Origin of the sequence: Acinetobacter sp. BHS4, from assembly GCF_018454425.1 — a bacterium.
GTDB lineage: Bacteria > Pseudomonadota > Gammaproteobacteria > Pseudomonadales > Moraxellaceae > Acinetobacter > Acinetobacter pittii.
In genome coordinates, this window is sequence record NZ_CP075323.1 from 1,557,071 (window position 1) to 1,575,314 (window position 18,244).

Annotated in this window: 22 protein-coding genes and 1 riboswitch; of the genes, 9 read left to right on the forward strand and 13 right to left on the reverse strand. The window is 37.4% G+C overall.

All coding sequences use genetic code 11. The features are described 5' to 3' along the window. The first annotated feature begins 88 nt into the window (after positions 1-88). Positions 89-571: a helix-turn-helix domain-containing protein gene (locus KIP84_RS07365; protein WP_213689627.1), complete on the forward strand. Its 483-nt coding sequence runs from the start codon at positions 89-91 to the stop codon at positions 569-571. Positions 572-587: 16 nt separating this feature from the next. Here the strand turns inward: KIP84_RS07365 and KIP84_RS07370 are convergent, their stop codons facing one another. Then, positions 588-1,979, reverse strand: a complete 1,392-nt coding sequence (locus KIP84_RS07370; RefSeq protein ID WP_213689628.1) for a PLP-dependent aminotransferase family protein — start codon at positions 1,977-1,979, stop codon at positions 588-590. Between the two features lie 123 nt (positions 1,980-2,102). On the opposite strand from KIP84_RS07370, the gene KIP84_RS07375 reads away from it, so the two are divergent. Then, positions 2,103-2,966 (forward strand): DMT family transporter, encoded by an 864-nt coding sequence (locus KIP84_RS07375; RefSeq protein WP_213689629.1) that lies wholly within the window; start codon positions 2,103-2,105, stop codon positions 2,964-2,966. A 2-nt stretch (positions 2,967-2,968) separates the two neighbouring features. Here the strand turns inward: KIP84_RS07375 and KIP84_RS07380 are convergent, their stop codons facing one another. The 4 genes from KIP84_RS07380 to tusD are packed head-to-tail and all read right to left on the reverse strand — an operon-like array spanning position 2,969 to position 4,364. Beyond that, on the reverse strand, positions 2,969-3,280 hold the full coding sequence (locus KIP84_RS07380; RefSeq protein ID WP_213689630.1) for a TusE/DsrC/DsvC family sulfur relay protein: 312 nt from the start codon (positions 3,278-3,280) through the stop codon (positions 2,969-2,971). Positions 3,281-3,298: 18 nt separating this feature from the next. Then, positions 3,299-3,583: a DsrH like protein gene (locus KIP84_RS07385; RefSeq protein ID WP_213689631.1), complete on the reverse strand. Its 285-nt coding sequence runs from the start codon at positions 3,581-3,583 to the stop codon at positions 3,299-3,301. Positions 3,584-3,600: 17 nt separating this feature from the next. Continuing rightward, the gene (locus KIP84_RS07390) at positions 3,601-3,951 is read right to left on the reverse strand and encodes a hypothetical protein (protein ID WP_044102138.1); all 351 of its coding nucleotides are present in this window, start codon (positions 3,949-3,951) and stop codon (positions 3,601-3,603) included. A gap of 44 nt (positions 3,952-3,995) precedes the next feature. After that, complete coding sequence (gene tusD / locus KIP84_RS07395; RefSeq protein WP_002115623.1) at positions 3,996-4,364, reverse strand: sulfurtransferase complex subunit TusD; 369 nt, start codon at positions 4,362-4,364, stop codon at positions 3,996-3,998. A gap of 65 nt (positions 4,365-4,429) precedes the next feature. On the opposite strand from tusD, the gene KIP84_RS07400 reads away from it, so the two are divergent. Then, positions 4,430-5,437 (forward strand): SDR family NAD(P)-dependent oxidoreductase, encoded by a 1,008-nt coding sequence (locus KIP84_RS07400; RefSeq protein WP_063099004.1) that lies wholly within the window; start codon positions 4,430-4,432, stop codon positions 5,435-5,437. Between the two features lie 116 nt (positions 5,438-5,553). Beyond that, positions 5,554-6,948 carry a class II fumarate hydratase gene (gene fumC, locus KIP84_RS07405; protein WP_199993215.1) on the forward strand — a complete coding sequence of 465 codons (1,395 nt, stop codon included), beginning with the start codon at positions 5,554-5,556 and terminating at the stop codon, positions 6,946-6,948. A 97-nt stretch (positions 6,949-7,045) separates the two neighbouring features. Here the strand turns inward: fumC and KIP84_RS07410 are convergent, their stop codons facing one another. Further along, positions 7,046-7,339: a hypothetical protein gene (locus tag KIP84_RS07410; RefSeq protein ID WP_032006888.1), complete on the reverse strand. Its 294-nt coding sequence runs from the start codon at positions 7,337-7,339 to the stop codon at positions 7,046-7,048. A 173-nt stretch (positions 7,340-7,512) separates the two neighbouring features. On the opposite strand from KIP84_RS07410, the gene KIP84_RS07415 reads away from it, so the two are divergent. Then, positions 7,513-8,223 (forward strand): alpha/beta hydrolase, encoded by a 711-nt coding sequence (locus tag KIP84_RS07415; protein WP_104074403.1) that lies wholly within the window; start codon positions 7,513-7,515, stop codon positions 8,221-8,223. Positions 8,224-8,268: 45 nt separating this feature from the next. Here the strand turns inward: KIP84_RS07415 and KIP84_RS07420 are convergent, their stop codons facing one another. Then, on the reverse strand, positions 8,269-8,532 hold the full coding sequence (locus tag KIP84_RS07420; RefSeq protein ID WP_017398951.1) for a hypothetical protein: 264 nt from the start codon (positions 8,530-8,532) through the stop codon (positions 8,269-8,271). A 228-nt stretch (positions 8,533-8,760) separates the two neighbouring features. On the opposite strand from KIP84_RS07420, the gene KIP84_RS07425 reads away from it, so the two are divergent. The 3 genes from KIP84_RS07425 to KIP84_RS07435 all read left to right on the forward strand — a co-directional run bounded on the left by KIP84_RS07425 (position 8,761) and on the right by KIP84_RS07435 (position 11,597). Then, positions 8,761-9,204, forward strand: a complete 444-nt coding sequence (locus tag KIP84_RS07425; protein WP_017398952.1) for a BLUF domain-containing protein — start codon at positions 8,761-8,763, stop codon at positions 9,202-9,204. 241 nt (positions 9,205-9,445) lie between these two features. Then, on the forward strand, positions 9,446-9,937 hold the full coding sequence (locus tag KIP84_RS07430) for a hypothetical protein (RefSeq protein WP_213689632.1): 492 nt from the start codon (positions 9,446-9,448) through the stop codon (positions 9,935-9,937). A 150-nt stretch (positions 9,938-10,087) separates the two neighbouring features. Further along, positions 10,088-10,176: riboswitch (glycine riboswitch) on the forward strand. Positions 10,177-10,352: 176 nt separating this feature from the next. Beyond that, positions 10,353-11,597 carry a D-amino acid dehydrogenase gene (locus KIP84_RS07435; RefSeq protein WP_005068883.1) on the forward strand — a complete coding sequence of 415 codons (1,245 nt, stop codon included), beginning with the start codon at positions 10,353-10,355 and terminating at the stop codon, positions 11,595-11,597. A gap of 44 nt (positions 11,598-11,641) precedes the next feature. Here the strand turns inward: KIP84_RS07435 and KIP84_RS07440 are convergent, their stop codons facing one another. Further along, positions 11,642-12,286 carry a hypothetical protein gene (locus KIP84_RS07440; protein ID WP_016140721.1) on the reverse strand — a complete coding sequence of 215 codons (645 nt, stop codon included), beginning with the start codon at positions 12,284-12,286 and terminating at the stop codon, positions 11,642-11,644. A 100-nt stretch (positions 12,287-12,386) separates the two neighbouring features. On the opposite strand from KIP84_RS07440, the gene ispF reads away from it, so the two are divergent. Beyond that, positions 12,387-12,878, forward strand: a complete 492-nt coding sequence (ispF, locus tag KIP84_RS07445; protein WP_002115651.1) for a 2-C-methyl-D-erythritol 2,4-cyclodiphosphate synthase — start codon at positions 12,387-12,389, stop codon at positions 12,876-12,878. Here the strand turns inward: ispF and KIP84_RS07450 are convergent. The 5 genes from KIP84_RS07450 to glnL all read right to left on the reverse strand — a co-directional run bounded on the left by KIP84_RS07450 (position 12,866) and on the right by glnL (position 18,126). Continuing rightward, positions 12,866-13,390 (reverse strand): protein tyrosine phosphatase family protein, encoded by a 525-nt coding sequence (locus tag KIP84_RS07450; RefSeq protein WP_044102147.1) that lies wholly within the window; start codon positions 13,388-13,390, stop codon positions 12,866-12,868. The genes ispF and KIP84_RS07450 overlap by 13 nt on opposite strands. A 193-nt stretch (positions 13,391-13,583) precedes the next feature. Then, the gene (argF, locus tag KIP84_RS07455; RefSeq protein WP_005068890.1) at positions 13,584-14,504 is read right to left on the reverse strand and encodes an ornithine carbamoyltransferase; all 921 of its coding nucleotides are present in this window, start codon (positions 14,502-14,504) and stop codon (positions 13,584-13,586) included. A gap of 112 nt (positions 14,505-14,616) precedes the next feature. Further along, a complete protein-coding gene (locus KIP84_RS07460) occupies positions 14,617-15,270 on the reverse strand; it encodes a TetR/AcrR family transcriptional regulator (protein ID WP_005803466.1) in 654 nt (217 codons plus the stop codon). 266 nt (positions 15,271-15,536) lie between these two features. Beyond that, positions 15,537-17,030, reverse strand: coding sequence for a nitrogen regulation protein NR(I) (glnG, locus tag KIP84_RS07465; protein ID WP_002115702.1), 1,494 nt, complete (start codon positions 17,028-17,030; stop codon positions 15,537-15,539). Beyond that, the gene (glnL, locus tag KIP84_RS07470) at positions 17,017-18,126 is read right to left on the reverse strand and encodes a nitrogen regulation protein NR(II) (protein WP_002115631.1); all 1,110 of its coding nucleotides are present in this window, start codon (positions 18,124-18,126) and stop codon (positions 17,017-17,019) included. The genes glnG and glnL overlap by 14 nt, the downstream gene beginning before the upstream one ends. Between the last annotated feature and the right edge of the window lie 118 nt (positions 18,127-18,244).

An 18,244-nucleotide genomic window follows, 5' to 3' on the forward strand; every position in this document is an offset into this window, starting at 1 on the left:
ATAATGAATCTTGCATAAATCGTGCTAAGTGGTTTAGGGTATAAACAATAAGGCCGTTAGGCTAGGAAATATCGAGGAACGCATAAAGATGAAATGGGACGACATCGGTGATCAACCTTGTTCGGTTGCTCGTATGCTATCAGTAATTGGCGATCGATGGACGATGCTAATATTGCGTAATGCTTTTATGGGAATACGCCGTTTTGACGATTTTCAAAAATCATTAGGTGTCACTCGTCATGTCCTTTCGGATCGTTTAAAGCGGTTGGTTGAATATGAAATTTTAGTCAAATCTCCTTATTTTGATCGTCAGGAACGCTTTGAATATAAATTGACTGATAAAGGTTTTGAACTTTATCCAATTATTTTGTCTATGGCGAATTGGGCAGATAAATGGATGGATCAAGGCTTAGGCAAACCTTTAGAATATCGTCATAAAACATGTGGTCATAAGTTTGAACCAGTCATGGTATGTTCGGTTTGCCGTGAACCTTTACATGCAAAACAAGTTCAAGTTTCAGCTGGGCCGGGTTATTTTGCATATATGCAGCAAACGCAGAAACAAGCTTAATTTCTCTTACTACCAGTCATGAAGACTCTTGTTGAATCGCATCAGCTAGAGTTTTATAGATGTGGTCATGATTTGACTGGGTTACATTAAAGCGGATGAATTGACCAGCATTGGGAGCTTGGCTAAATGCGTTTCCTGGCGCAAGAATAACTTGATGGTTAATACAGTATTTTGCAATTTCTGAAGCTTCAACTCCCTTTGGCAAATGACACCAAACAAAAATTCCCGCTTGTGGCTTAATCCATGGCTTTATACCCACTGGTTCAAGTTTAGTAATCGTATCGTGCATCGCTTTTGCTAAACGAACCTTTAGTAATTCTATATGTTTACGGTACGAGCCATCTGTTAAAGCACTTAATAAAACTTCAGCTGATACGCCATTGTGAGAAAAGCTTGTGGCAATTTTCAGGTCTGTGAGCTGATCAATCCATTCTGGTTTAGCAATAATATAACCACAACGAATAGATGCTGATAACGTTTTAGAAAAACTTCCAATAAAGATTACACGTGAAAGATTATCCAAAGCAGCAAGTCGAGGAGCAGGGCTATATTCAAAGTCTGAGAAAATATCATCCTCAACAACAATCAAATTTGATTGTTCAATAAGCTTTAATAATTGATGCGCCGTAGAAAGAGAAAGTACTGCACCAGTTGGATTATGAATTCCTGAGTTGGTGATATAAAGACGTGGATTATAAGTTGCAATTGCTTCTTTAAATGCCTCTAAGTCAGGACCTGTTGGTGTGTAGGGAATACCAATAACCTTAACTTGATGAACTTTAAGTAATGCATGAAAGTTAAAATAACAAGGATCATCAATGAGAACGACATCATCGGGCTTTAGTAAAAATCGGCAAACCAAATCAATCGCTTGAGTTCCTGAGTCTGTTAAAAGTACTTGATTAAGATTTACATTGATACCTTTTGCTTGAGCGCGTCTTGCCAGTAAGTCACGTAGAGCGGGTAATCCTAACGGTGTTGAATAACCCATCAAACAATCATCTGGGCTTCTTGCAGCTGACCTTAAGGCTTTACGAATACTGTCTAATGGCATCCAGTCATCAGGTAACCAACCACAACCAGGTTTAAACACATCTGCTTTCGCCTCCAAAGATTGGCGTGAAATCCACAATGGATCGACTGAGCGATCTAATTTAGGACCTAATTCACTTAAAGAAAGCGGGGCAAGCGGACCAACAATATAGAATCCAGATCCAGTTCTTGATTCGATTTTGCCTAAAGCAATTAATCTTTCATACGCTTCTACAACAGTTGATACTGAAAAGCCCAGATCATTTGCTAACTTACGGACAGAAGACAAGCGTGCTCCAGGCATTAAAGAGCGATTTTTTATTTGTTGCTCAATCTCTGAAATGACAATTTCAATTTTGGTTTTGTTCTGGTTCACTGACTTACAATCCGAACTGTACTGGTTATTAATACATTACAGTTCTTTAAAATTGTACTGCTTTGTATCTGGTTTATTCACCTTAGCACAGCTTAAATTCTTCGTATAGTGACGGAGAAAATTATGAATAGGTTTATGAATGGCTGGGTGAATGGTTTTATTGGCGTGGCTATTTTTGCGGGATCACTACCAGCTACACGCGTAGCCGTAATGGGTTTCGATCCTGGTTTTCTAACTGCGGCACGTGCGGCAATCGCAGGTATTTTAGGCCTTATTCTTATTTTGGTTTTAAAACAAAAAAAACCAGCCAAGCAAGATTGGTGGCCTCTTGCCATCGTTTCTTTAGGCGTGGTGATAGGTTTTCCTCTATTTACAGCGCTTGCTCTGCAATACATGAATGCGGCTCATTCAATCGTTTTTGTTAGCCTTTTACCCCTCGCAACTGCAATATTTGCTGTGTTAAGAGGCGGCGAAAAACCTAATCAATTTTTCTGGATATTTGCAGTCCTAGGGAGTGCGGTTGTCTTCACTTATATGTTTTTGATTTCTGGTGATACCTCATTTGGGATAGGAGACTTTTATATGTTGATGGCGATCATTTTTTGTGGCTTTGGCTATGCAGAAGGCGGTGTACTTTCAAAAAAAATTGGTGGATGGCAGGTCATTTGTTGGGCGCTTATTTTGTCACTACCTTTTATGCTATTTTTGACTATTTTCTATATGCCAGCTTCATTTCAGAACATATCTACATCAGCTTTAGTAGGTCTTGTTTATGTGTCTTTATTTAGTATGCTGATTGGTTTCTTCTTTTGGTACAAAGGGCTTGCGCAAGGAGGAATTGCTGCGATTAGCCAACTACAACTCTTGCAACCTTTAATGGGATTAGGTATTGCTGCGGTCTTGTTACACGAACAAGTAAGTTGGTCAATGTTGGTGGTTACAGCAGCAACAATTTTATGCGTCGCTGCTGCCAAGAAATTTACTTAATTTTATAAACAATTTGCTGGTTTAGGGATTCCAGCTAAACGACTTAAATGACGAGCAACTAAACCAGTATTAAATTGTTGCTGTAAAACAGCATTATTAATATCTGGACTAACCGTTTTCATTAAAAATTTAATGAGCGGGCGAGTTGCTGGAGAGTGCCCAAACTGTTGATAAAACTGACGCACAGCACCTAAAACTTCGAAATGCCACTCGGTGAGTTCGAGATCAAGTGACTTGGCAAGTTCTTGCGCAACTTCAGGATTCCAGATTGTGTAATCAACCAAATGACCATCTTGGTCTAATTCTAAATTCATGAAACCAGCCTAAATATATTATTTAAGAGAAATACAGCGATTAAACGTTAAAACCAGATCAGCAAATTGATCATAATCTAATACCTTCACCTGAGATAAAGTATCTGTATCAAGTAAGTCTTTTTCGATGCTTAAGCATGAAACAGATTCAAATGGTTGACTCATTTCAGTAGAAATGTGTGCAACTGAATCACCCATAAAAACAACTTGATCACCTATCTGAAAAAGATGACTTAATTCATCAATAATCTTAGGTGTAGCATGGTAAGAAGATTGCACAAGATAAAGTGTCGATGGATTCATTAAACTTACACCTTTATCTACCAATATAGAACATGATCAAAAGATTGAATAAACTCAGCATTCAACTGAACGAATTCAATTTCTTGTTCGGTTTTTTGTACAAGAGGATGCTGCTGATTTTTATTTTCAATCAGAATAGGACTCAAGTCGTAGAACTCAAAACTTTCGACCATATTTGAGGCTACTTTGAAAGCCTGACGAAACTGATCAAAGCTTAAATCATTTTGCAGAAGACTAAGAGCAGCATCTTTCAATAATACTTTGACTGGTGAGCCAAAGGTTGCTAAAACCATAGTAGCAGAAAGGCTTTCATTGATTTGAAGACTGGTTAAATTGGCTTGACTTAAAATGACGAGTACAGATTTCACACAATATACCTTTTAAAAGCAACAATCTAAGCAAACAAAGTAACTTAAAATTGAATAAGACGAGATGCTGACTGTACTGCATCAGCAAGTTCACCTAACCCGACAAGTTCAAAGTCTTTGGCAAGGTTGTGATGAGTAAGGTGATGGCGACTGGCATTTTCTGCATCTGTAATACCACGAGCGAGGGCAGCACTCACACAAACAGGAAGACGAATCGCAAGCTTTTGCCATTCATGCGTTAAATTACGCTGGTCGTCAGGAACCCATTGAAAATCATTAGCAACCTGCACGCCATCTTGGTAAAAGAATACACGGAAGTCTTCATTTTTACTTTTGAGTGCCTGAGCAAGTCCTAACGCATGCCAAGCATGAATGGAAGTAGGAGCAGAGGTAATTAGTAGTAATGTACTCATTGAGAATTCACTATGGTCATACGTCTAAATGGGCGTAGATACATTAAGAGAAAGGTAAGTATACAATGATTTTAGTGACAGGTGGTTTAGGCTTTATCGGTTCACACATTGCGTTGAGTCTAATGGCTCAAGGGCAAGAGGTGGTAATCGTCGATAATTTGGCTAATTCAACCTTGCAAACTTTGGAGCGACTAGAGTTTATTTCTGGTATGTACGTTCCATTTGTCAAACTTGATGTACGCAATACACCAGCACTGAATAAGGTGTTTGAGCAATATTCAATTGATGCAGTTATTCATACTGCCGGATTTAAATCAATTGAAGAGTCTAACCTTAAACCTCTTGAATATTATAATGATAATGTTAGCTGCATCATGAGTTTACTGCGTGCCATGCAACGTACTGGTGTTCGTCACTTCATTCATCTGTCTAGCCTTGCAGCTTATGGGAAATCTGGTTTGCAATTGAGCGAAACAGAAGAATTTAATTATGCTTATCCTAATCCTTATATTAAGTCTCAACAGATGATTGAAGAAATTATCCGTGATACTTATAAAATTGATCATGAGTGGAAAATTGCGATTTTACGATTATCTAATATCGTGGGTGCATTTGAGCATGGAGTGCTTGGAGAGTATGTCGCTCAGCTGCCTAAAAATATCGTACCACTTGCCATGCAAGTCGCAGCAATGCAACGTGATTTGATTGAATTACAAGATCAAGCTGAAACGTCAGATCATACGACTGAACGCAGTTTTCTACATGTCTTAGATTTATGTGAAGCGGTTAGTGCGAGTTTACATTGGTTGCGTGAACAAACGCATTGTTGCGAAGCATTTAATATTGCCCATGACCAAGTTCATTCAATTCGTCAATTACTCGATGAAATTTCACAGGTCACTCAAGCTGAGATTTCAACACAACCAGCAATTTATAAACATGTTGAGTTAGATCAAGTTGGGGCTAATATTGAAAAAGCGAAAACATTATTGCAGTGGTCACCAAAACGCCCGTTAAAACAAATGATCGAAGATGAATGGCGCTTTTATCAAAATACTCTAAATGGAAGATAAGATAATGATTCTTATTTACAATGCTGGTATGCTTGAGTACGATATTCAAAATTAACTAGCCAGAGCAAACACTTGCTTCAGCCCGTGAGTTCTTTATTGAGATAACCGAGGTTTCTATGCAAACACGAATTGAACATGACACTATGGGTGAGATTGAAGTTCCAAATGAAGCATTGTGGGGAGCACAGACTCAACGCAGCTTACAGAACTTTAAAATCGGGCAAGAACGATTACCCCGTGCCATGATTCGAGCAATGGGTTTGGTAAAAAAGGCTGCTGCAATAACTAACGCTGAACTTGAGCAATTACCACAAGATTTGAGTCAATATATTGTGGGCGCTGCTGAAGAGGTCATTGATGGTAAGTGGGATTCCCAATTTCCTTTAGTTGTCTGGCAAACAGGTTCTGGTACCCAAAGTAACATGAACTGTAATGAAGTGATTGCCAATATTGCAAACCAAAAGTTAGGTCAGGCGTTAGGTGCTCAAAAGCCAGTACATCCAAACGATCATGTCAATCGTGCTCAATCAACAAACGACTCGTTTCCAACCGCCATTCACGTGGCAGCAAGTTTACAAATTAACGAATTACTCATCCCTGCTGTAGAGCAACTTAAAGCGACTTTGCAAAGAAAGTCAGATGAATTTCAAGACATTGTCAAAATTGGCCGTACTCATTTGCAAGATGCTACTCCATTAACCTTAGGCCAAGAATTTAGTGGCTATGTATCTCAGCTTGAGCATGGATTGATTCGATTACAGCAAGCTTTAACTGGTTTATATGAATTGCCATTGGGTGGAACTGCGGTAGGGACTGGGTTAAATGCACATCCTGACTATGCAGTAAAAGCAGCTGCTCAACTTGCTTTGCTGACGGGCTTGCCATTTGTAACTGCGCCTAACAAATTTGAAGCACTTGCAGGCCGTGATGCGGCTGTTTTTGCATCAGGTGCATTAAAAACTTTGGCTGTAAGCTTAAACAAAATCGCAAATGATATTCGTTGGCTGGCAAGTGGACCGCGTTGTGGTTTTGGTGAAATCCGTATTCCAGAAAATGAGCCTGGTTCAAGCATTATGCCGGGGAAAGTAAACCCCACACAAAGTGAAGCAATGACCATGGTTGTTGCGCAAGTGCTTGGAAATGATACGACCATTAACGTAGCAGGTGCTTCAGGTAACTTTGAATTAAACGTATTTATGCCTGTGATTGCTTATAACTTATTGCAGTCTATTCAATTGCTTGGTGATGCGTGTAATAGCTTTAATGACCATTGTGCAGTAGGAATTGAGCCTAATCGCGATAAGATTGATCACTTCTTGCATAACTCTCTGATGCTGGTTACAGCTCTAAATCCAGTAATCGGCTATGAAAATTCTGCAAAAGTTGCAAAGACTGCTTATAAAGAAAATAAAACTTTGAAGCAGGTCGCTGTTGAGCTTGGTTTAGTTACAGCGGAACAATTTGACGAAGTCGTTAAACCTGAAAAAATGGTTTCGCCAAATAGTAAGTAATCACTAAAAACAATGTAAGCATTAATGTTTATATAAAAGCCCTCATCTGAGGGCTTTTATATGTAGAGACTAACTTATAGCTTGAGATAGAAAAATATCAAAGTAAGCCTTCTATATATTCCCAACCATGAGATTTCATAGTCTCAAACTTCTTTTTTAGCTCTTCTTTTTCGTAGTTATGAGGATCGCCTGCTAAAAGAACATGATACGAGTTAGTTTCTGGTTCTATAGTCACTTCAATAATTTCTACTGGTTGGATCACTCCACTCTCAGTTAAACCAGAATCTATAAAACATATTCCTTTTACAGGAATAACAGTACAGTCATATTCTTTGGAAATAAAATAATTATTTGCTGAAGCGGAATACGTACGTGATGCTCTAACTTTCATGTGTACCTCCTTCAAGCGTAGAAAGGGAATGTTTTAGTCTGGCGTGCTTCTACAGTTACTTCTGTTTAATTTATATAGTGATTTTATTTTTTACTTCAATATTCTAATTATAGATTTTTTATTAGCATAAAATGCAGTTATTTATAATTTACAAGTAAGGTATTAAAAAACTTATGAATCAAAAGCCTATTTCAGTTGTTTTAATTCCTGGTTATATGCTTGATGAATCTCTCTGGAATGAACTCATAGATGAAATGCCTAAAGAGTGGAATATATCTCGAGCTACTTTAAAACAAGGGCAAACAATCAAAGAAATTGCTCAAAATATTGTTGAACATGCGCCACAAAGCTTTGTACTGATTGGATTCTCACTTGGAGGATATATCGCTAGATCTATAGTGGAGCAATTTCCTGACAAAGTTAAGGCACTTATTTTAATAGCGTCTTCACTACGCTCAGATACAGAAGAGCAGAAGAGTCAAAAGTTAACGGCGATTAAACTTAACTCTGGGAAAAATTTCCATGGGCTAAGCTCAATATCGATTGAAAAAACACTTCATCCATCAAATGTGCAGAATCGTACTCTTGTAAAAAGAATCCAAGAAATGGGGAAAACTTTGGGTTATGAAGAATTCGTTAAACAATCTATGTTAGATAGAAGCTCTTATGATATGAGTAAAATCACATGTCCAACTTTAATCATTTCTGGCGCTGATGACCAGCTCCGCTCTAAGGAAGAAGCTATAGAATTATTAGATCAGTTACCCCATGCAAAGCTTAAGATAATTAATAATACTGGTCATATGATTCCGATTGAACAACCTAAGTCGCTGGCATCAGTGATTTCCATATGGTTAAGTGAAAAGAATTTAGGAGCAAGTTAGAGAACTTTAAATAACTTAAAAAATAGTTACTTGAGGACTTATGTTTCAGGAGGGCCTAACTTTCGTTTTCTTCGTCAGAATCTTAATAATCCTGAAAACTTGATTACCAAGTTTGATCTTTTGGTGAATGGTTGCATGATCAAGCTGATCCCATAACTCAAATGGGAAAAACTCTGAACTATGATCAAATATCCATAACCATTGGTAGCTATTGTTAAGCGTATTCTTATCAAAACGAACATCTTGGACTTTAATAATCTTAAACTGTTTATGATGTTCGTCTTGAAGAATAATTTCATGATTCTCCATTAGACATCCATACATTAAAGATAATTTTCAATTGTACTAAAATTAATAGTGTCTAATTAACTTGTTAGGTTGGCATTAATTTACAAAAGATTTCGGGTTGTTAAAGTTTGTCATTTTCAAAAAGAAAATAATCTTTACTTTTGAAATACAAGGTTTTAAATAGCTTACATTGTAAGAAGAGAGGGTAGATGTCAGAATGGACATTAAAATCTATCTTCGAGTATCGCTATGAGTTTAATAGGCTTTATGTATGCAAGTAAAACCAATAGTGAACATAGTCAAATAAAACAAGATTTAATTGATATTCTCACCGAAGCTGTCAAATTCAATTCACATAATGATATTACAGGAGTACTTTACTATGGTAATGGATACTTCTTGCAGTATTTGGAAGGTGAGAAAGAACAGGTCGAATCGCTATTTTATAAATTAATTTTGAAAGATTCGAGACATCAGAACTGTGAAATCATCTTTTCAGAACCATCCGAACAACGGCTATTTAAACATTGGAGTATGAAATTTGCTCCCATTAACACGAAAATAAAAGAGTTCTTTCATCATCATCATGTTGATGAATTTAATCCTTATCTGCTTAACACTACATCTATTCCGACTTTTATTGAACTGCTTGTAGATCAGCCAAATTATAAAGTTGATCAATATCAAGGTTAATCGAAACCAAGAATTACAACGGATTTTTGATGTTCTATTTAAAGTTAAGCTCTCTTCGGAGAGCTTTTTATCACAAAGGCTGAAACTTTCACTAATTAATGGCGAATTGGCGTTGAATAAGCCGTCATAATTGTTAAAATGCCCACCTTGTCCTGTTTTTATATTGTTTTTTGTTTTGCATTTATTTCGCAAAGTTAGAGATAAAATTATTAAAAACAGCTGCTTAGTTAAGGATTTTTGAATGCTCTCTATTTATTTGACAGATACCCAACAACATGTGCAATTTAATGATTACCCTAGTGATCAGCCAGTTAAGTTTCTGTTAAATCTTAAAAAGATTTTCCCAAGTACATCGGATTTATTATTACCAGTTTTACCTGAAGATAATGATCTAGAAAACGTAACGTGGGAATCAACCTCAAAAGATTTTGAAGTTTTTAAAAAACTATTAGCGGGATGGGGTGTTATTGAGCTTCGTTTAAATGCAATTACTGCTTATAAAGATAAAAACTTTGCAAATGAGCTAGTGAAACAAGCACAGGTAAAACGTAAGAAAACAGCGCAAAAAAATCATCAGCTTTCTTTAGTTGCTCTAGATTATATTTTTATGCACGAAGTTCATGCATTGATTGATGCTGAATTGGTCACTATTGGTGAGAAATTCTATTTACCAACCTTGCGTGAGCAATGGAAGGGTACGGTTTCAGACCAAGTGCTTAACGGTAAACTCTAATTTAAGTGTAAAAGGTGGATTTATAAAAATTCACCTTTTTTATTTTCTAATTAAATCAGTATTTTATAATTTTAAGATTGCTTATACAAAAGTTTACAAGAAAAGAATGCGTTTTTTTCAATGTGGCAGATACATTGCTTATATAAATACAAAATTATTGCGGGAGAGAGGTTCATTAAGAACCCGCCGAAGGAGCAACAAGCCCGGAAACTCTCAGGCAAAAGGACTGTAATAATTAAAAAATCTGGAGAGAAGCTTAGATTTATAAGAATGGAAAACAATAACTTATAAATTATAAACTCACCGAAGGGGAAGATCTAAACGTTAAAAGGTAACGTTGGGGTCGAAACTCTCAGGTACCAATGACAGATGGGCTGTACTGATGAAATGTTTTTGCATTTCTGAGGAGTCTGTTATGCCACATGTTATTGTGATAGGTGCGGGAATCACAGGGGTTACCTCTGCTTATGAATTATCGCAACTGGGTTATCAAGTCACAGTGATTGATCGACATTTATATCCTGCAATGGAAACATCATTTGCCAATGGAGGGCAATTATCGGCTTGTAACGCCGAAGTATGGAACCAAAAAGCCACCGTGATTAAAGGCTTTAAATGGATGAGACAAAAAGATGCTCCTCTATTGTTGAACCCTTCATTTAGTTTGCATAAGTATAGTTGGCTAGTTGAATTTCTCTCACATATTAAAAACTATGAAGCGAATACGATTGAGACGGTGCGTTTGGCATTGCTCGCTCGTAAACGTTTGTTTGAAGTTGCTGAAAAAGAGCAGCTTGAGTTTGATTTGGAGAAACGTGGAATCCTCCATATGTATCATAGTAAGGCTGACTACGAGATTGCTAAACAAGTTAATAACGTATTGAACAAAGGTACATTGGAACGCTATTCGGTTTCACCTGATGAAATGAAAACAATAGAACCATCTTTGACGGGTGACTATTTCGGTGGCTATTACACACCAAGTGATGCGACGGGTGATATTCATAAATATTCAACTTCTTTGGCTGAGAAGACTAAAGAATATGGCGTTCAATATAAGTTTGGCCTAGAAGTTATGGATATTAAGTGCAGCGCAGACAAAGTAGTCGTAACTTGTCAGCCAAGTGCTGAGCATCCTTATCTGGTTGAGTCCGATAACATTCAGCTTGAAGGTGATGTACTTGTTGTTTGTGGTGGTGTAGGGAGCTATCAACTTGCCGATATGATTGGTGAGCGAGTAAATGTGTATCCAGTAAAAGGTTATTCAATTACCGTGCAATTAAAAGATGAGCACAGCGTAAAGAATGCTCCTTGGGTGAGTTTGCTAGATGAAAGTGCAAAAATTGTGACTTCTCGTTTAGGTAAAGATCGACTGCGTGTGGCAGGGACTGCTGAGTTTAATGGCTATAACCGCGACATACGGGCTGATCGTATTCAACCATTAGTGAATTGGGTTAATCGTAACTTTGATATTTCAACTGAGCATGTGGTGCCTTGGGCAGGGTTAAGACCAATGATGCCGAATATGCTGCCTGTTGTTAAGCAATCTAAACAACCTCGTGTTTTTTATAATACAGGGCATGGGCATTTAGGTTGGACTTTGTCTGCGGCAACTGCAGTTTTAGTCGGTCAGGATATTGCTCAAAAATATCCAGCGTAGAAAGTAAAAAGCCAGTGTTCAAACACTGGCTTTTATTTTAAGCGTTAATCATATAGGCGGTAGATTCCGCTAAAACGTTCACAGCCTTTTTGCTGGGTTTTCACATTAAGTAAAGCTTTTTGAAAATTAAACTGATATTTACAGTTGTGCTCATTGTCTAGAATCTCACTTTTTTGTTCAGGTGAACTATAGGCCATCAATGAGATCGTTTGAGTTTCTTTGCGGTTATTTGGATTGCGGTATGCTATCCCTTCAATCTTAATTTTATCTTTCGCGAGCTGATGGACTTGAATGTGTACAGGCTGAGCTGCTATATGTCCATTTTCAAACTTAAGATAATGCTGGGTAAGCGTTTGCTTAAGTGAAGCATAAAAATTTAAGTCATCAGTACGTAAATCAAACTGTTGTTGAATACATGTATTACTCTTGCATTGCTGAGTATGTTTAGACCATAACTTTTGTGTATCCTGTAAAAGCTGTAAGGGGGCATCAGTAACTAAATATGCAGAAAGATATTTATTATTGAGTTGCTTTCTCGATTCACTAAATGTTTTTGAACAGATTTTAAGCTCAGCTCCAGTATTGGAACAGTCTATTGATTCTGCAAAGACAAGAGGTGAACATAAACAACTCAGTGTCACGACAAAACTTAATCTTTTCAATTGATTCATATCAGTATTAGACAGCATGATCGCTTATACTTTCAGTCTACTTTGCTAGGTGTACTATAGCGAAACAGAAAGGCTGAATACAAGATTTCTTAAGTTTTTATGGAAGGTAATAATTTATATGGTTGCTCAGATTCGTATTGGACAAGGAATGGATGTACATGCCTTTGAAGAGGGGAACTTCGTTACATTGGCGGGTATTCAAATTCCACATACACATGGTTTGAAAGCGCACTCTGACGGTGACGTTGTACTTCATGCGCTATGTGATGCTTTATTAGGTGCTTTAGCGCTTGGAGATATTGGACAACATTTTCCTGATACTGACCCAGAATACAAAGGCGCAGATAGCCGAGTATTGTTAAAGCATGTTTATCAATTAATCTTAGACCGTGGTTATCAGTTAAATAATGCCGATATTACTGTGGCTTGCGAGCGTCCAAAATTAGCTAAGCATAATCTTGAAATGCGTCAAAGCATTGCTGATGTTCTAAATGTAGATATTAATCAAATTAGTATTAAAGCAACGACAACCGAAAAACTTGGGTTTACCGGTCGTCAAGAAGGTATTTTGGCTACAGCGACTGTTTTAGTCTCTCATCACACCAAGTGATCTGCCTGTTGTAAAGACTGTTGAAGTTCTAAAGTTGCCTTACGGCCTTGTAGCTGTAAGGTAATACTATGAATGAGTCCAGTCCAAGTCTCATTAGGTTCCCAAATTCCGTGCAATAAATCCTGAGAAGTCGGCATATCAATATTCATATAAAACTGTCTATAGACATACATCAGGCAACTTACGCGTTTATTTTTGGCGCAATGTATCCAAACAATTTCATTTTGCACTAAATGATCAATCAAATCTAAAACTAATAAGCATTGCTCAGCAGAAGGCATCTCCCAATCAATTGGAATATGAATATAATTTAAACCAAGGTCTAAACAAATACGGTCTTCATTCTCAAGATGATTTGAAGCATTAGTTAAAGCAAGGTTAATGACTGTGCTACAACCAAACTCTTTAATCAATTTTAGTTGTTCAGCAGAAGGCTGGGCCGAGCTAAATAAATGTTCATGAATAATCGAAAATGCGGGAATTTGAGATAATGATTGTTCAAGGGTTGTCATGATCGCACTCTACAAGAGTAGGCTTAGCTTATTGTGTAGAATGTTATACACGATTCTAGAGAATAGTTGAAATACAGCCTGCTTATATATTCGGCAACGTTATCAAATTTTTAAAAATAATTAACTGGAAGAGTACAAGTCTTATAAAATAAAAAACAGCATCATTAAGATGCTGTTTTTTTAAACTCAAAATTTAAGCTTTCTTTAAATTTTCATTTAATAAAAATTCGACTAAAGCTTTTTGAGCATGGAGACGGTTTTCTGCTTCATCCCATACGACTGCATTTTTATAATCGAGCATGGTTTCAGAAATTTCTTCGCCGCGATGAGCAGGTAAGCAGTGCATGAATAAACAATCTGGGTGAGCAAGGCTCATTAATTTTTCGTTAACCTGGAAATCAGCAAAGGCTTTTTCACGAAGTTTTTGCTCTTCTTCTTGACCCATACTTGCCCATACATCAGTCACAATAAGGTCAGCATTTACTGCTGCATCTTCCGCATTATCATAAAGCTCAACGCAATGACCAAACTCCGCTAAAAATTCAGGTTTAGGTTCATATCCTTTTGGCGATGCAATTTTGAGTTTGAAACCCATCATGTGTGCAGCTTCAATATATGAATTACACATATTATTGCCATCACCAATCCAAGCAACGGTTTTGCCTTCAATGCTGCCGCGGTGTTCAATATAAGTTTGTAAGTCAGCAAGTAACTGGCATGGATGATGATCATCAGTTAGGCCGTTAATTACAGGAACTTTTGAATAAGATGCAAAACGTTCAACAATGTCATGACCGAAAGTACGAATCATCACAATATCAAGCATACTTGAAATTACACGTGCAGAATCTTCGATTGGTTCACCACGGCCTAATTGTGTGTCACGAGGCGATAAAAAAATCGCACTACCGCCAAATTGGTTAATACCTGCTTCAAAAGAGATACGTGTACGCGTACTTGATTTCTCAAAAATCATTCCCAATACTTTACCAACAAAAGGCTGGTAGACCTTATTGTCATGTTGCATTTTTTTAAGTTCACTTGCGCGTTCTAAAATGCGATTAAGTTCTAGAGTGGATAGATCACGTAAAGTCAGGAAATGTCTTAGAGCCATGTAGCTACTCCATAATAATTGTTTTGAAATATAACAATTATCTGTTGTTGGCTGGGTGGATGTGGGAAAAAAGAAGTCTACTATACTATAAGCATTTTAAAATGCAAAAGAATTAGACTTTATGATGGCCTTTTAAGAAAATATCTACACAATATTCAATATAATCAAAAGCTTCTTTCTCATCTGGAAGAGCTGGCATACCCATAATCATACGCCATTCAATATCTCGTAAAATCCCAAAATACATGAGTGAAGAATAATACGGAGAATTACAGGTAATTTCGCCTGATTTATCCGCAAACTCTAATGCTTGAGTAAGTGTATTTTGTAAATTATGTACCCATTTGTCATATAAGTATTGTATGAGGACAGTGTTACATTCGGTCTGTTCAATAATAAGTCTTAAAAATGCAACATGTTCGGGCTGAATAATATGAATATATACACGATTAAGTGTTTGAATCAGATATTCTCTTAAAGTGCTTTTCTCTGGTTGGAATGGAATGCAAATATCTTTAAAAAACATTTCACGTTTATGATCACATATAGCCGTAAAAAGTCCTTCTTTATTGCCAAAATATTTATAAATAGAAGCCTTAGAGCCACCTGCATGATTAACGATATCATCGAGAGATACAGCATCATATCCTTTCTCTAGGAACAGCTCGGTCGCGCTTAACAATAGAGCTAAACGACGTTCAATACCGCGGCGTGTTTGAGGTTTCTCACATGCAAGGTGATGTGAATCCAGGACTGAATCATGCATAAAATTTAATAACAACAACTGACTTTGCTTATCTAGTATAGCAAAACTATCTTTAGTGATGGTTATAACCATTTTTTTAGATCATATGCTGAACAGTAAGTGGCTAATTCAAAAAATAAACTAATACAAAATATAAGCTTAGAGTTGGTTGTGGAAGGAGTTGATGATGTAACCTTATGTTTACATTATATTTTAAAGAAAAATCTGATTGAAAAACAAAGCGGCTAAGAATGACTTAACCGCTTTGAAGTTAAATAATGAGATTTCTAGGCTTCAGTTTGAGTAACCTTGTGCTCATCTTCTTCGTCATCATCTGCAGAATCCATTCCAAGTTCCTTTAACTTGCGTGTTAAGGTGTTGCGACCCCAACCTAATAATTCCGCTGCGTGACGTTTGCGTCCACGTGTTTGTTGCAAGGCTGCGTTAATCAATGTGCGTTCAAACATTGGTGTGGCAATATCCAAAATTTTCATTTCACCATTTTTAAGCTTTTGAATAGCCCATTGATTTAGTAGTTCATCCCAATGATGTAGGGAAATACGTTCAAATGAAGGTGCTGGTTGACTAGAATCACTATTCTTTTGCAATGGAACTTGTTTGAGCTCAGAAGGTAAATCTTCCGGATAAACTTCGCGGCCCGTAATCATTACAGTTAGCCAGCGGCACGTATTCTCAAGTTGTCGTACGTTACCTGGCCATGGTAACTGTTGCATATAGTCTGTCGTCTCGGTACGTAAGATTTTTGGACTTACGCCAAGCTCTTTACCTGCACGCGCAAGGAAATGCTGCGCAAGCATTGGAATATCTTCACTACGGTGGGCAAGCTTAGGAATGTGAATACGAATCACATTTAAGCGGTGATATAAGTCTTCACGGAAGCGACCTTCATTTACCAGTTTCTCTAGATCCTGATGCGTTGCCGCAACAATTCGAACATCTACTTTAACGGGAATGTGTCCGCCTACACGATAGAACTCACCGTCAGCGAGTACGCGAAGCAATCGAGTCTGAGTTTCAAATGGCATATCACCAATTTCATCAAGGAATAGTGTTCCGCCATTTGCCTGTTCAAAGCGGCCTTGATGTTGAGTATTCGCGCCTGTAAATGCTCCTTTCTCATGACCAAATAACTCGGTTTCAATTAAGTCTTTTGGAATTGCCGCCATATTTAAAGCAATAAAAGGCTTGGCACGGCGTGGGGAGTGCTTGTGTAAAGCATGAGCAACTAATTCTTTACCCGTACCCGATTCACCATTAATTAAAACAGTAATATGAGATTGCGATAAACGGCCGATAGCACGGAAAACCTCCTGCATTGCCGGAGATTCACCAATAATTTCTGTTGATTGAAGAGGTGAGGCTGTTTTTGTAGCTTCTTGCTGTTGTAGTTTATTAATATGCAGGATCGCACGATTGACTAAAGCTAAAGCTTCATCAATATCAAAAGGCTTTGGTAAATATTCAAACGCGCCTGTTTGATAGCTTGATACAGCAGACTCTAAGTCAGAATGTGCTGTCATAATAATGACAGGTAAATCTGGATGAGTGTTTTTGACTTTAGATAAAAAAGTTAAACCATCAATTCCAGGCATGCGGATGTCAGTTAAGATGACATCGGGAGCATCATGGTGCAAACGTTCAAGCGCAGTTTGAGCTTCTTCAAAATTGGTAACATCAAAACCTTCCTCTTTAAAGGTCTTTTCCAATACCCATCGCATGGCGCGATCATCATCAATAACCCATATTTTATTTCGCGACACGGTCTGACTCCCAAGGTAAATATAAGCTAAAAATTGTTTTTCCAGGAACAGATTGGCATTCAATCATTCCGTTATGTTGATGCATAATATTCTGTGCAATACTCAGGCCAAGCCCAGTACCTTTTGCTCGTCCAGTAACCAATGGATAGAATACTGACTCCAAAATACTTTCAGGAATGCCTGGTCCATTGTCCTCTATATCGACTCGCACTGTAGATCGATTTAGTACACCATTAATCGTGACAAGACGTTGTATACGTGTACGTAGAATTAACTCTGGTTCGTGATCTATAAAAAATGCTTTGTTTTCTGTTATGGCTTGAATTGCATTTACACTAATGTTGAGCATGACTTGTATTAACTGATCACGATCGGCATTAACATCGGGTAAAGACAGATCATAATCCCGTATAATTTTGATTTTCTTCTTTGTCTGGTTGGCGATAAGTGAACGCACTCGCTCCAAAGGCTCGTGTACGTTAACGTTTTCATAACTTGGGAGTTGTCTAGAACCCAACATAGTATCTGCCAAGTTAGTTAAACGATCTACTTCATTAATAATGACATCTGTAAATTCAGCATAACTCTTATCATTCAAACTGCGCGCGAGTAATTGAGTTGCACCACGAATACCTGCAAGTGGGTTTTTTATTTCGTGCGCAACGCCACGTACAAGCTGTCTAGCGACCTGATGTTGTTGTACCAGATTTTCTTCTTTAGAAATCTTTAACATACGATCAATCGGGTTGAGCTCAATCAAGAGTAATGGATGATAACTTTTACCTGCATTTAATTGAGACACTGTGTAATCAACATGAAGGTCTTTAAAGTTGACATTAATAACAGCTTCTCGACGAGTATAGGGTTGACCGGTTTTTATAGTGTTTAATAACGCTTCATGTGTATTAAAAGTATCATCTGGTGCATGAAGTAAGTTCAAAACCGGCTGTCCTGAAGCTCGAAGCAAACTAATGTCAAATAGTGCTTCGCAGGCAGAATTTAAGTAAAAAATATTCAAGTTACTATCGATCAATAAAATCGCAGTAGTTAAGTTGTCTACCAATAGGCGATAGTCGATAGGGTTGTGTTGATCCATTAGCGAATCGTTCCTGTCTTAAAATAGCGCAATGGCATCTTCATTGGTTATCGGATTTTCACCGTTATAGAACATGAACGATGCAAAATATACGCCAACTTTGTTTATGGGTTATTTT

Excerpts from the sequence above, each read along its gene's own strand:
- KIP84_RS07365 (WP_213689627.1), top strand. The coding sequence starts at position 89 with ATGAAATGGGACGACATCGGTGATCAACCTTGTTCGGTTGCTCGTATG.
- KIP84_RS07375 (WP_213689629.1), top strand. The coding sequence starts at position 2,103 with ATGAATAGGTTTATGAATGGCTGGGTGAATGGTTTTATTGGCGTGGCT.
- KIP84_RS07380 (WP_213689630.1), bottom strand. The coding sequence starts at position 3,280 with ATGAATTTAGAATTAGACCAAGATGGTCATTTGGTTGATTACACAATC.
- KIP84_RS07385 (WP_213689631.1), bottom strand. The coding sequence starts at position 3,583 with ATGAATCCATCGACACTTTATCTTGTGCAATCTTCTTACCATGCTACA.
- tusD (WP_002115623.1), bottom strand. The coding sequence starts at position 4,364 with ATGAGTACATTACTACTAATTACCTCTGCTCCTACTTCCATTCATGCT.
- KIP84_RS07400 (WP_063099004.1), top strand. The coding sequence starts at position 4,430 with ATGATTTTAGTGACAGGTGGTTTAGGCTTTATCGGTTCACACATTGCG.
- fumC (WP_199993215.1), top strand. The coding sequence starts at position 5,554 with ATGCAAACACGAATTGAACATGACACTATGGGTGAGATTGAAGTTCCA.
- KIP84_RS07410 (WP_032006888.1), bottom strand. The coding sequence starts at position 7,339 with ATGAAAGTTAGAGCATCACGTACGTATTCCGCTTCAGCAAATAATTAT.
- KIP84_RS07415 (WP_104074403.1), top strand. The coding sequence starts at position 7,513 with ATGAATCAAAAGCCTATTTCAGTTGTTTTAATTCCTGGTTATATGCTT.
- KIP84_RS07420 (WP_017398951.1), bottom strand. The coding sequence starts at position 8,532 with ATGGAGAATCATGAAATTATTCTTCAAGACGAACATCATAAACAGTTT.
- KIP84_RS07425 (WP_017398952.1), top strand. The coding sequence starts at position 8,761 with ATGAGTTTAATAGGCTTTATGTATGCAAGTAAAACCAATAGTGAACAT.
- KIP84_RS07430 (WP_213689632.1), top strand. The coding sequence starts at position 9,446 with ATGCTCTCTATTTATTTGACAGATACCCAACAACATGTGCAATTTAAT.
- KIP84_RS07435 (WP_005068883.1), top strand. The coding sequence starts at position 10,353 with ATGCCACATGTTATTGTGATAGGTGCGGGAATCACAGGGGTTACCTCT.
- KIP84_RS07440 (WP_016140721.1), bottom strand. The coding sequence starts at position 12,286 with ATGCTGTCTAATACTGATATGAATCAATTGAAAAGATTAAGTTTTGTC.
- ispF (WP_002115651.1), top strand. The coding sequence starts at position 12,387 with ATGGTTGCTCAGATTCGTATTGGACAAGGAATGGATGTACATGCCTTT.
- KIP84_RS07450 (WP_044102147.1), bottom strand. The coding sequence starts at position 13,390 with ATGACAACCCTTGAACAATCATTATCTCAAATTCCCGCATTTTCGATT.
- argF (WP_005068890.1), bottom strand. The coding sequence starts at position 14,504 with ATGGCTCTAAGACATTTCCTGACTTTACGTGATCTATCCACTCTAGAA.
- KIP84_RS07460 (WP_005803466.1), bottom strand. The coding sequence starts at position 15,270 with ATGCATGATTCAGTCCTGGATTCACATCACCTTGCATGTGAGAAACCT.
- glnL (WP_002115631.1), bottom strand. The coding sequence starts at position 18,126 with ATGGATCAACACAACCCTATCGACTATCGCCTATTGGTAGACAACTTA.